Here is a 12,561-nt window from a genome sequence, read left to right as displayed (position 1 = left end):
ACCCGAATTGACCCAGGCCCGGACAGGCCGCCCCGGTGACGTACGGTGGCGCAATGGTCGACGACATCTTCGGCGGCCGGCGGGCCCACCAGGACCCCGAGCCAGTGGACGTCACCCCACCGGCCCGTGACGCCGCCGGCCAGGATCCCGGCGACGGCTCCGACCGCGAGCCTCGGACCCGCCGTACCCGGCGGATCGTGATCGGTGCGGTGGTCGCCACCGGTCTGCTCGGCGCGGGACTGTTCGGCTCCGCCACGCTGCGCATCCTGCAGCAGAAGGACGCCACCCTGCTGCCGACGCCGGAGGCCGCCGGACTGGTCCGCGACAACAGCGCGTCGGCCCGCGACACCGCCGAGTACCTGCACAGCGCGTTCGCTGCCGGCATCGATCTTGACCACAGCTCCGCCGTCGTCTACCGCGACCCGGCCGACCCGGACCGCAGTGTGCTGTTCTTTGGCGGCACCACGATGCTCTGGTCACCGGAACGGGACCTGGACACACTGATCGGCCTGGTCGGCGACGAGGAGGGCGCCGTCTCCGGGCTGCACAGTGTGCCGGCCGGCCGGTACGGCGGGGTGATGAAATGCGGCAGCACGCCGGCCGATGCCGAGGAGATGCCGGTCTGCGGTTGGGCCGACCACGGCAGCATCGCGGTGGCGCTGTTCCCTGGCCGGACCGTGGACGAGGCCGCTGACCTGCTGGCGCAGCTACGCGACGACATTCAGCAACGAGACTGAGGAACGGTGTCGTTGGGGCGCGCGGAGCGCCCTCCCCTGCCGGAAAACACTTCAGGCCAGAAACACTTCAGGGCCACCCGAAACGGGTGGCCCTGAAGTATAAAGATGTCCGGCGGTGACCTACTCTCCCACACCCTCACGAGTGCAGTACCATCGGCGCTGGAGAGCTTAGCTACCGGGTTCGGAATGTAACCGGGCGTTTCCCCTCCGCCATAACCGCCGTAACCCTAACAACAAACCAAACACACCCACAGGAATGTTCGTTTGCCCAGAATCACACAGTGGACGCGTACACCTTCGAAGTCAAGTCCTCGGCCTATTAGTACCGGTCAACTGAACCAGTTACCTGGCTTACATCTCCGGCCTATCAACCCAGTCATCTACTGGGAGCCTTACCCCATCAAGTGGGTGGGACACCTCATCTTGAAGCGAGCTTCCCGCTTAGATGCTTTCAGCGGTTATCCCTTCCGAACGTAGCCAACCAGCCGTGCCCCTGGCGGGACAACTGGCACACCAGAGGTTCGTCCGTCCCGGTCCTCTCGTACTAGGGACAGCCCTTCTCAAGTATCCTACGCGCGCGGCGGATAGGGACCGAACTGTCTCACGACGTTCTAAACCCAGCTCGCGTACCGCTTTAATGGGCGAACAGCCCAACCCTTGGGACCTGCTACAGCCCCAGGATGCGACGAGCCGACATCGAGGTGCCAAACCATCCCGTCGATATGGACTCTTGGGGAAGATCAGCCTGTTATCCCCGGGGTACCTTTTATCCGTTGAGCGACACCGCTTCCACACGCAAGTGCCGGATCACTAGTCCCGACTTTCGTCCCTGCTCGACCTGTCAGTCTCACAGTCAAGCTCCCTTGTGCACTTACACTCAACACCTGATTGCCAACCAGGATGAGGGAACCTTTGGGCGCCTCCGTTACTCTTTAGGAGGCAACCGCCCCAGTTAAACTACCCACCAGACACTGTCCCTGAACCGGATCACGGTCCGAAGTTAGAAACCCAAATCAACCAGAGTGGTATTTCAACAATGACTCCACCGATACTGGCGTACCAGCTTCACAGTCTCCCACCTATCCTACACAAGCTAATTCGAGTGCCAATGTCAAGCTATAGTAAAGGTCCCGGGGTCTTTCCGTCCTGCCGCGCGTAACGAGCATCTTTACTCGTACTGCAATTTCGCCGGGCCTGTGGTTGAGACAGTAGGAAAGTCGTTACGCCATTCGTGCAGGTCGGAACTTACCCGACAAGGAATTTCGCTACCTTAGGATGGTTATAGTTACCACCGCCGTTTACTGGCGCTTAAGTTCTCAGCTTCGCCCCGAAGAGCTAACCGGTCCCCTTAACGTTCCAGCACCGGGCAGGCGTCAGTCCATATACATCGAATTACTTCTTCGCATGGACCTGTGTTTTTAGTAAACAGTCGCTTTCCCCTGGTCTCTGCGGCCATACAACGCTCCACCCGCAAGGGGCTTCACGTCTCCGGCCCCCCTTCTCCCTAAGTTACGGGGGCAATTTGCCGAGTTCCTTAACCACAGTTCGCCCGATCGCCTCGGTATTCTCTACCTGACCACCTGTGTCGGTTTGGGGTACGGGCCGCTAGAAGCTCGCTAGAGGCTTTTCTCGGCAGCATAGGATCACTGACTTCACCTGAATCGGCTCGGCATCACGTCTCAGCCTCATGCACCACGGATTTACCTATGGTACGGCCTACACGCTTACCCCGGCACAACCACCGGCCGGGATCAGCTACCTTCCTGCGTCACCCCATCGCTTGACTACTACCCGCCAGGTTCCCGCGCTCCCTCAGATCAGTCCGAAAACCTCACCAAGTTCGGGCAGTTAGCACAACGAGGTTCATCATGGGCGCTCCTTCGCGGGTACGGGAATATCAACCCGTTGTCCATCGACTACGCCTCTCGGCCTCGCCTTAGGTCCCGACTCACCCAGGGCGGATTAGCCTGGCCCTGGAACCCTTGGTCATCCGGCGGAAGGGTTTCTCACCCTTCTTTCGCTACTCATGCCTGCATTCTCACTCGTGCCGCGTCCACAGCTGGGTCACCCCGCTGCTTCACCCCCGGCACGACGCTCCCCTACCCATCCACACACCTGCACCAACCCTCCGAAGAGAATCAGCGAAGTACACGCGTGAATGCCACAGCTTCGGCGGTGTGCTTGAGCCCCGCTACATTGTCGGCGCGGAACCACTTGACCAGTGAGCTATTACGCACTCTTTAAAGGGTGGCTGCTTCTAAGCCAACCTCCTGGTTGTCTAAGCGACCCCACATCCTTTTCCACTTAGCACACGCTTAGGGGCCTTAGCTGGCGATCTGGGCTGTTTCCCTCTCGACTACGAAGCTTATCCCCCGCAGTCTCACTGCCGCGCTCTCACTTACCGGCATTCGGAGTTTAGCTGATTTCGGTAAGCTTGTAGGCCCCCTAGACCATCCAGTGCTCTACCTCCGGCAAGAAACACGCGACGCTGCACCTAAATGCATTTCGGGGAGAACCAGCTATCACGGAGTTTGATTGGCCTTTCACCCCTAACCACAGGTCATCCCCCAACTTTTCAACGTTGGTGGGTTCGGCCCTCCACGCGGTCTTACCCGCGCTTCAGCCTGCCCATGGCTAGATCACTCCGCTTCGGGTCTAGAACATGCGACTCAACGCCCTATTAAGACTCGCTTTCGCTACGGCTACCCCACACGGGTTAACCTCGCCACATGCCACTAACTCGCAGGCTCATTCTTCAAAAGGCACGCCGTCACCCCTAAAGGCTCCGACGGATTGTAGGCGAACGGTTTCAGGTACTATTTCACTCCCCTCCCGGGGTACTTTTCACCATTCCCTCACGGTACTCGTCCGCTATCGGTCACTAGGAAGTATTTAGGCTTACCAGGTGGTCCTGGCAGATTCACGGCAGATTTCAGGGGTCCGCCGCTACTCGGGAACATCCACAGAAGACCAGCCACTTTCACCTACCGGACTATCACCGCCTACGGTTGGCTTTTCCACACCATTCGGCTAGCAACTGGCTTTGTAACTTCTCGACCGGATGTCAGTCCGATCAGCAGAGTCCCACAACCCCGACCACGCAACCCCTGACAGGTATCACACGCAGCCGGTTTAGCCTCATCCGCTTTCGCTCGCCACTACTCACGGAATCACTGTTGTTTTCTCTTCCTGCGGGTACTGAGATGTTTCACTTCCCCGCGTTCCCTCCACACACCCTATGAGTTCAGGTGCAGGTGACACCACATGACTGATGCCAGGTTTCCCCATTCGGACACCCTGGGATCACAGCTTGGTTGACAGCTCCCCCAGGCCTATCGCGGCCTCCCACGTCCTTCATCGGCTCCTAGTGCCAAGGCATCCACCGTTCGCCCTTGACAACTTGACCACAAAGATGCTCGCGTCCACTGTGTAATTCTCAACAAACGACCAACCCACAACCCCAAGCCCCACACCAGCACCACCAACCGGCAGCCGGTATGCGAGACCAGGCCATGCCTGGCACACCAAGACAACAACCCACACGTGGCTTGTTCCCTCAGGACCCAACAGGATGCTCTACATTCACACCAGCCGCACCAACACCACTCTCCACACCCCCACCCGAAAGCAGAAGCAGTACCAGCAGCATCAGCCGTTGCCGACACGAACTCACCAGTGTCTCCGCCAAATGAGCACCCCCACCCCACACTCGGAGGCGGCAGGCTCCCTACCCGACCTTCGCCGGGAGAGCGCTCCTTAGAAAGGAGGTGATCCAGCCGCACCTTCCGGTACGGCTACCTTGTTACGACTTCGTCCCAATCGCCAGCCCCACCTTCGACAGCTCCCTCCCACAAGGGGTTGGGCCACCGGCTTCGGGTGTTGCCGACTTTCGTGACGTGACGGGCGGTGTGTACAAGGCCCGGGAACGTATTCACCGCAGCGTTGCTGATCTGCGATTACTAGCGACTCCGACTTCACGGGGTCGAGTTGCAGACCCCGATCCGAACTGAGACCGGCTTTTTGGGATTCGCTCCACCTCACGGTATCGCAGCCCATTGTACCGGCCATTGTAGCATGCGTGAAGCCCTGGACATAAGGGGCATGATGACTTGACGTCATCCCCACCTTCCTCCGAGTTGACCCCGGCAGTCTTCGATGAGTCCCCGCCATAACGCGCTGGCAACATCGAACGAGGGTTGCGCTCGTTGCGGGACTTAACCCAACATCTCACGACACGAGCTGACGACAGCCATGCACCACCTGTGACCGCCCCCGAAGGACCCCACATCTCTGCAGGTTTTGCGGCCATGTCAAACCCAGGTAAGGTTCTTCGCGTTGCATCGAATTAATCCGCATGCTCCGCCGCTTGTGCGGGCCCCCGTCAATTCCTTTGAGTTTTAGCCTTGCGGCCGTACTCCCCAGGCGGGGCGCTTAATGCGTTAGCTGCGGCACAGAGAACCGGAGAGGCCCCCCACACCTAGCGCCCAACGTTTACAGCGTGGACTACCAGGGTATCTAATCCTGTTCGCTCCCCACGCTTTCGCTCCTCAGCGTCAGTATCGGCCCAGAGACCCGCCTTCGCCACCGGTGTTCCTCCTGATATCTGCGCATTTCACCGCTACACCAGGAATTCCAGTCTCCCCTACCGAACTCTAGCCTGCCCGTATCGACTGCAAGCCCACAGTTGAGCTGTGGGTTTTCACAGTCGACGCGACAAGCCGCCTACGAGCTCTTTACGCCCAATAAATCCGGACAACGCTCGCGCCCTACGTCTTACCGCGGCTGCTGGCACGTAGTTGGCCGGCGCTTCTTCTGCAGGTACCGTCACTTGCGCTTCGTCCCTGCTGAAAGAGGTTTACAACCCGAAGGCCGTCATCCCTCACGCGGCGTCGCTGCATCAGGCTTCCGCCCATTGTGCAATATTCCCCACTGCTGCCTCCCGTAGGAGTCTGGGCCGTGTCTCAGTCCCAGTGTGGCCGGTCGCCCTCTCAGGCCGGCTACCCGTCGTCGCCTTGGTAGGCCATTACCCCACCAACAAGCTGATAGGCCGCGAGCCCATCCCAAGCCGAAAAACTTTCCACACACCACCATGCGGCAGCATGTAATATTCGGTATTAGCCCCGGTTTCCCGGGGTTATCCCAAAGCCTGGGGCAGATTGCTCACGTGTTACTCACCCGTTCGCCGCTCGAGTACCCCGAAGGGCCTTTCCGCTCGACTTGCATGTGTTAAGCACGCCGCCAGCGTTCGTCCTGAGCCAGGATCAAACTCTCCAACAAAAATTTAGAGAATCAAACCCGGCATATAAAATGCCAAGGAATCACCAACCAGAAAACCACCACCAAAGCAGCAGTCAACCAGCCGGGAACCAAACAAACTTTGGCACTGGCTTATCAAGCACCCTGTTGAGTTCTCAAAGAACAAACACACACCAGCAGAACCACCCACACCAAGCAGGCAACCCCACCAGGGCCATCCGTCCCACCCGACTTCCGCCGGGCAACTTCTCTACCTTACCCGGTTGGCTTCGCGGTGTCAAGAACCAGTTTCGGCTCCTGCCGCACCACCCGGAAGTCCCCGCGCTTCGCTCAGCCGCTGAACGGCTGTTCGTGGTCGGGGTGTCCGGCAGACCGGCCCTCCTCGATCCCGAGGCTCGGCCCGGCTCCCTGCCGGCTTCCTACCTTACCCGGTTGGTTTCGCAATCTCAAGTCCGGTGTCCCGGCGAGTCGCACCACCCGGTGCAGTATGGTTCGGCGGTCTCCCGCCCCATCCTGCTGTCAGCGTTTCGGCCGTTTTGTCCGTGTCGCGCTGACAGAGAGAAAGTTACGCGGCTCGGCGCAGGAACGCAAATCGATCATGACGGATATCTTTGCTCGCCGAGTTTGCACAGGTCAGAGCCGGTCGGGCCGAGGTACTCGACGTACGGGGACGCGCCGCCGCCGACGCCGGGCACCATGTCGACGACCCCGTTCGGGTTGCCGCTGACGCACCAACATGACCGTGCCGGGGTCACCCGCCGAGGTCACCCACGTGTCAGAGTGAGTCCATGCCAGTCGAAGGACCACTCGCCATCGACGCCATCTCCGCTCTGCTGTTGCCCTTCTGGCAACTCGTGATCGGGACAGTGGTGGTGCTCGCGGTAGTCGTGTCGGTCCGTCGACTCGCCCGACGGGGACGATCCCGCATGACCAACGCCATGTTGATCATCGCCGGCGCGATCCTCGGGCTCGCGGTGCTCGGCGTACTGACCGCCGGCCGCTGACCCGCCGGCGAGCCGACTCCCCCCAAGCTCAGAGTCGACGGTTTGCCAGGCTGGGCAGCTCGGCACGGATGGTCGCCAGCCGGTCGGGGTCGACGTCGGCGAGGACGACTGTGACCATGTCCGGTGCCTGGGCCAGCACCGTCCCCCACGGGTCGACGACCATGCTGCGTCCGAAGCAGGTACGCCCGGGATCATGGCTGCCGATCTGCCCGGCGGCCAGGACGTAGCACTGGTTCTCGATGGCCCTGGCCCGCAGCAGGACCTCCCAGTGGTCCCGGCCGGTGTGCACCATGAAGGCCGCCGGCACCACCAGCACCTGGGCGCCCTCGACAGCGGCCAACCGTCGGTACAGCTCGGGAAACCGCAGGTCGTAACAGATGGACAGGCCCAGCCGTACGCCTTCGCAGTCGACCACGACGAGATCGCTTCCGGGAGCGACGTTGCGCGACTCGTGGTACGACACGCGGCCGGGGATCTCCACGTCGTACAGATGGATCTTGCGGTAGGTCGCGACCAGCCCGCCGCTGCGGTCGAATACCAGGCAGGTGTTGTACGTGTGAGTGGGGTCCGGCCCGCGCTCGTGAAACGAGCCGACAACCACCCAGATGCCGAGCGCACGAGCGGCGTCGGCGAAGAATCGGCCGACGGTGCCGTCGACCGGCTCCGGATCGGGCAGACCGGCGGCGGTGCCCAGGTAGTCGACGTACTCGGGGAGGACGGCGAGGTCTGCGCCGCCGGCGGCGGCCGACTCCAACGCGGCGCGCGCGGCGGCCAGGTTCGCCGCCTGGTCGGCACCGCTGTTGAGCTGACAGACGGCGACGCGCACCGCGATTCCCCCTGCCCGTCCCCGCAGGCCGCCGCTAGGCCGACTTCTCCTCGCGGTCGCGGCGACGCCGGCCGGTGAACTCCCGCGGCACGATGGTCGGGTTGACGTTCTCCAGGACGGCCTCGCGGGTGATGAGCACCCGGGCTGCGTCCGGGTTGCTGGGCACCTCGTACATCACGGAGAGCAGCACCTCCTCCATGATCGCGCGCAGCCCACGGGCGCCGGTGCCGCGCAGCATCGCCTGGTCGGCGATCGCCTCCAACGCACCGGGATCGAACTCCAACTCGACGTTGTCCAGCTCGAACAGCCGCTGGTACTGGCGCACAAGCGCGTTGCGCGGCTGAGTCAGGATGCTGACCAGTGCCTCGCGGTCGAGACTCCGCACGTTCGTGATCACCGGGAGTCGGCCGATGAACTCCGGGATCAGCCCGAACTTGAGCATGTCTTCGGGCATGACCTGGGTCAGGATGTCGTCAGTGGAGCGTTCGGACACCGCTCGCAGCCGGGCACCGAAGCCGGTCCCGCCCTGGCCGGTCCGTGACTCGATGATCCGGTCCAGCCCGGCGAAGGCGCCGCCGCAGATGAACAGCACGTTGGTGGTGTCGATCTGGATGAACTCCTGGTGGGGGTGCTTACGCCCGCCCTGCGGCGGAACGTTGGCGACGGTCCCCTCGAGGATCTTCAACAGCGCCTGCTGGACACCTTCACCGGAGACGTCCCGGGTGATCGACGGGTTCTCGGACTTGCGGGCGATCTTGTCGACCTCGTCGATGTAGATGATCCCCGTCTCGGCCCGTTTGATGTCGTAGTCGGCCGCCTGGATCAGCTTGAGCAGGATGTTCTCGACGTCCTCGCCGACGTAGCCGGCCTCGGTGAGGGCGGTCGCGTCAGCGATGGCGAACGGCACGTTGAGCATCCGGGCCAACGTCTGCGCCAGGTGCGTCTTGCCGCACCCGGTCGGGCCGATCAGCAGGATGTTGGACTTGGCGACCTCGACGGCGTCGTTGGCACCCGGCGCGCCGGCGGCGTCTGCCTGGATGCGCTTGTAGTGGTTGTAGACCGCAACCGCGAGGGCCTTCTTCGCGTGGTCCTGGCCGACCACGTACGAGTCGAGGAACTGGCAGATCTCCATCGGCTTGGGAAGCTCTTCCCACTTCACCTCGCCGGACTCGGCCAGCTCCTCCTCGATGATCTCGTTACAGAGGTCGATGCACTCGTCGCAGATGTAGACCCCTGGGCCCGCGATGAGTTTCTTGACCTGCTTCTGCGACTTGCCGCAGAAGGAGCACTTGAGTAGGTCGCCGCCGTCGCCGATCCGTGCCACCTACGTTCTCCCTGCGCTCTCGGCCGGTCACGCCGGCCCTGGCCTTGGACGGGTCTGCCTCGTCAGTGTCGAACACCTGCCGCCGGTCAACTCCGTCAGACGGTGCATCTCGACGTTACCCGCTGGCGGGGCAAACTCCGACCCCCAAAATCGGGTGTGTCAGAGGTCGGCCAGTCTACTCACCGACCGGCCGACCTCTGACCGTACGTCATCAGCTGGCCGCGCTGGCGGCCAGCAGACCCTTCTTGCGGCTGGTCAGGATGGTGTCGACCAGCCCGTACTCGCGGGACTCCTCCGCCGTCATGATCTTGTCACGGTCGATGTCCTTGCGGACCAGATCGACCGGCCGGTTGCAGTGCCGGGAGAGCATGTCCTCCAGCTGGGTCCGCATCCGCAGGATCTCCCGGGCCTGGATCTCGATGTCCGAGCCCTGCCCGTACCCACCCTCGGTGGCCGGCTGGTGGATGATGATCCGCGAGTTCGGCAACGCCATCCGCTTACCCGGCGTACCGGCGGCGAGCAGCACCGCGGCGGCGCTGGCCGCCTGCCCCAGGCAGACCGTCATGATGTCCGGCCGGACGTACTGCATCGTGTCGTAGATCGCCGTCATCGCGGTGAACGACCCGCCCGGCGAGTTGATGTACATGATGATGTCCCGGTCCGGGTCGGTGCCCTCCAGGGTCAGCAGCTGGGCCATCACGTCGTTGGCCGACGCGTCGTCCACCTGTACGCCGAGGAAGATGATCCGGTCCTCGAAGAGCTTGTTGTACGGGTTCGACTCCTTGATCCCGTACGAGGTGCGCTCCACGAACGACGGCAGGACGTACCGGTTGTGCACCGGCCCGAACCCGGGCGGCATGGTCAAGTCAGTCATCGTCGCCTTCCTCAGTTGCGGGTGCCGGCGCCGGTCGGGACCTGCGTGGCTCCTGTGATCACCCGGTCGATGAAACCGTAGTCGAGCGCCTCGGCGGCGGTGAACCACCGGTCACGGTCCGAGTCGGCCTCGATCTGCTCGGGGTCCTGGCCGGTGTGGAACGCCACCCGCTCCTGGAACATCCGCTTGGTGTAGAGCATCTGCTCCGCCTGGATGGCGATGTCCGACGCCGTCCCGCCCATCCCACCGGACGGCTGGTGCATCATGATCCGGGCGTGCGGCAGGGCGTACCGCTTGCCCGGCGCGCCCGCGCAGAGCAGCAGCTGGCCCATGGACGCGGCCATGCCCATCGCGATGGTCGCGACATCGTTGGTGATGTACTGCATGGTGTCGTAGATCGCCATGCCGGAGTAGACCGACCCGCCCGGCGAGTTGATGTAGAGGTTGATGTCCCGCTCCGGGTCCTCCGCCGCCAGCAGCAGCAGCTGGGCGCAGATGCGGTTCGCCACCTGGTCGGTCACCTCGCTGCCGAGGAAGATGATCCGCTCCTTGAGCAGCCGGTTGAAGACCGTGTCGTCGAGGTTGCCACTGAGTGAGTCACCGCCGCGGGCCTCGCTCACCCGGATGGGCATAGCTGGGATGTGCAGATCGGTCATGGCAGCCCTTCGCTCTCCGTGCGTCGTTAGGCCCGACATTAACCGTTCCGAACGGGCCGGGCGCCGTTCTCAGGGTGCTGTTCGCTTACAGCGCAGGGGGTACGGCGACACGCCGTCGCAGGGAATACCGGCGCTGGACGCCAGCCACCGGACGGACCACCAAACAGCTGTCACCCGGCACCGACGTACCGGGTGACAGCAAGATGGGTCACCGTCAGTGGTCGTGCCCGTGGTCGTGCTCGGCCTCGTTGGCCTCCCGGATGGCGTCCATGCTGATCGGGTTGCCGGCAGAGTCCTTCATCGTGATCCGCTCCATCACCAGACCGAGGGCCTTGCCCCGGCGGACATCGCCGTAGACCGCGCCTGCCGCACCGGAGCGGGCCAACTGGTCGTAGTACTGCTGCGGCGCCATCCCGGCCCGCTGGGCGCGGTGCACGATCTCGTGACCGAACTCGTCGTCGGAGACCTGCACGTCCTCGGCGTCGGCGAGGGTGTCCAGCAGCAGCTGGATCTTCACCGCCTTGCCGGCCGCCTCGGTCAGCTCGGCGTCGATGTCGGCCTCGGACTTCTCCTCGGAGGCCAGGTAATCGTCCCAGGAGGCGCCGATGCGCTCCAGCTGGTCGGTCATCGCCTGCTTGCGGTGCTCGACCTCCTCGCTGACCACGCCGTCCGGTGCCGGGACCTCGGCCGCCTCGACCAACTGGTCGAGCGCCTTGTCCCGGGCGGCGTAGATCTGCTCGACCCGCTTGACCCGCTCGACCCGCTGACGCAGGTCGCCGCGCAGCTCCTCGATGGTGTCGAACTCGCTGGCCATCTGGGCGAACGCGTCGTCAAGCTCCGGCAGCTGCTTCTCCTTGACCGTCCGCACGGTCACCGCGACGTCGGCGTCACGGCCGGCGAAGTCACCGCCCACGAGCTGGGTGACGAAGCTGGTGGCCGCACCGGCCGACATCCCGACGAGCACCTCGTCCAGACCCGGCAACAGCTGCTTGCTGCCGACCTCGTGCGACAGGTTGGTGGCCGAACCGCCCGGCACCTCCTCGCCGTCGACCGTCGCTGCCAGGTCGATCTGGACGTAGTCGCCCTCCTGGGCCGGACGCTCCACGGTCTTCAGCGTGGCGAACCGCTCCCGCAGGTTGCCGATCTGGTCCTCGATCTCACTGTCGTCGATCTGCAGCTCGTCGACGGTGACCTCGACGGCGCTCAGGTCCGGCAGGGTCAGCTGCGGACGCACGTCCACCTCGGCGGTGAACTTCAATGCCTCACCATCGGTGAAATCGGTGATCTCCACCGCCGGTCGGCCAAGGGTCTTGACCTCGTGCTCACGGATGGCGGCCAGGATGTTCTGCGGGATCGCCTCCTGCACGGCCTCGTTCAGCACGGTGCCCCGACCGACCCGCTGGTCGATGATCGCGGCGGGCACCTTCCCCTTGCGGAAGCCGGGGATGGTGACCTGCTGGGAGATCTCCCGGTACGCCTTCCGCAGGCTCGGTTCGAGCTCGACGAACGGCACCTCGATGGCGAGCCGGACCCGAGTCGGGCTCAAGGTCTCGACGGTGCTCTTCACAGGCGTACTCCTTGATGCATGTCAGTCTTGTCCGGTCATCGCTGTCGGCTCCGGGCGCTACCCGGGGCGGGCCGCCCCGGCGCGTGGCATGGCGCAGCCCATCGAGTGTAGGCATGCCGACATGCCGGACTACCCGCACCCGGCACCCGTGCCGGCGGCTGACAGTCGGGGTGGCGGGATTTGAACCCACGGCCCCTCGCTCCCAAAGCGAGTGCGCTACCAAGCTGCGCCACACCCCGTGGCGACGATCAGTCTATGCCGTCGGCAAACCACCACGCTGCCCGGTATCCGCCGGGCGGGACGTCGACGCCGGATCG

Annotated in this window: 7 protein-coding genes, 1 tRNA gene and 3 rRNA genes; 2 read left to right on the top strand and 9 right to left on the bottom strand. The window is 63.5% G+C overall.

Features of this window, described 5'->3' with window-relative positions; translation table 11 throughout:
• Positions 1–53 precede the first annotated feature (53 nt).
• Complete coding sequence (locus ACN28F_RS24975) at positions 54–737, top strand: hypothetical protein (RefSeq protein ID WP_289210299.1); 684 nt, start codon at positions 54–56, stop codon at positions 735–737.
• Between the two features lie 107 nt (positions 738–844).
• Here ACN28F_RS24975 and rrf read toward each other — a convergent pair.
• The 3 genes from rrf to ACN28F_RS24960 form a co-directional block, all read right to left on the bottom strand.
• Positions 845–961: ribosomal RNA gene (rrf, locus tag ACN28F_RS24970) — 5S ribosomal RNA — on the bottom strand.
• 75 nt (positions 962–1,036) lie between these two features.
• Positions 1,037–4,143 (bottom strand): 23S ribosomal RNA (locus ACN28F_RS24965).
• Positions 4,144–4,497: 354 nt separating this feature from the next.
• Positions 4,498–6,014, bottom strand: a 16S ribosomal RNA gene (locus ACN28F_RS24960).
• Together the 16S, 23S and 5S rRNA genes form the textbook arrangement of a ribosomal RNA operon.
• A gap of 767 nt (positions 6,015–6,781) precedes the next feature.
• On the opposite strand from ACN28F_RS24960, the gene ACN28F_RS24955 reads away from it, so the two are divergent.
• A complete protein-coding gene (locus ACN28F_RS24955; protein ID WP_289210298.1) occupies positions 6,782–6,997 on the top strand; it encodes a hypothetical protein in 216 nt (71 codons plus the stop codon).
• A gap of 28 nt (positions 6,998–7,025) precedes the next feature.
• On the opposite strand, the gene ACN28F_RS24950 is transcribed toward ACN28F_RS24955, so the two are convergent.
• The 6 genes from ACN28F_RS24950 to ACN28F_RS24925 all read right to left on the bottom strand — a co-directional run bounded on the left by ACN28F_RS24950 (position 7,026) and on the right by ACN28F_RS24925 (position 12,483).
• Entirely contained in the window at positions 7,026–7,823 is a 798-nt protein-coding gene (locus tag ACN28F_RS24950; RefSeq protein ID WP_289210297.1) for a carbon-nitrogen hydrolase family protein, read from the bottom strand.
• Positions 7,824–7,857: 34 nt separating this feature from the next.
• Positions 7,858–9,147: an ATP-dependent Clp protease ATP-binding subunit ClpX gene (clpX, locus tag ACN28F_RS24945; protein WP_282228674.1), complete on the bottom strand. Its 1,290-nt coding sequence runs from the start codon at positions 9,145–9,147 to the stop codon at positions 7,858–7,860.
• A 211-nt stretch (positions 9,148–9,358) separates the two neighbouring features.
• Complete coding sequence (locus ACN28F_RS24940; protein WP_289210296.1) at positions 9,359–10,021, bottom strand: ATP-dependent Clp protease proteolytic subunit; 663 nt, start codon at positions 10,019–10,021, stop codon at positions 9,359–9,361.
• An 11-nt stretch (positions 10,022–10,032) separates the two neighbouring features.
• The gene (locus ACN28F_RS24935; protein WP_289210295.1) at positions 10,033–10,677 is read right to left on the bottom strand and encodes an ATP-dependent Clp protease proteolytic subunit; all 645 of its coding nucleotides are present in this window, start codon (positions 10,675–10,677) and stop codon (positions 10,033–10,035) included.
• Positions 10,678–10,891: 214 nt separating this feature from the next.
• Positions 10,892–12,244, bottom strand: a complete 1,353-nt coding sequence (tig, locus tag ACN28F_RS24930) for a trigger factor (protein WP_289210294.1) — start codon at positions 12,242–12,244, stop codon at positions 10,892–10,894.
• Positions 12,245–12,409: 165 nt separating this feature from the next.
• Positions 12,410–12,483 (bottom strand) — tRNA-Pro (locus ACN28F_RS24925).
• Positions 12,484–12,561: the final 78 nt, after the last annotated feature.

Source organism: Solwaraspora sp. WMMA2101, assembly GCF_049179175.1.
GTDB lineage: Bacteria > Actinomycetota > Actinomycetes > Mycobacteriales > Micromonosporaceae > Micromonospora_E.
This window is presented reverse-complemented; position numbering and strand designations above follow the sequence as displayed.

Excerpts from the sequence above, each read along its gene's own strand:
- ACN28F_RS24975 (WP_289210299.1), top strand. The coding sequence starts at position 54 with ATGGTCGACGACATCTTCGGCGGCCGGCGGGCCCACCAGGACCCCGAG.
- ACN28F_RS24955 (WP_289210298.1), top strand. The coding sequence starts at position 6,782 with ATGCCAGTCGAAGGACCACTCGCCATCGACGCCATCTCCGCTCTGCTG.
- ACN28F_RS24940 (WP_289210296.1), bottom strand. The coding sequence starts at position 10,021 with ATGACTGACTTGACCATGCCGCCCGGGTTCGGGCCGGTGCACAACCGG.
- ACN28F_RS24935 (WP_289210295.1), bottom strand. The coding sequence starts at position 10,677 with ATGACCGATCTGCACATCCCAGCTATGCCCATCCGGGTGAGCGAGGCC.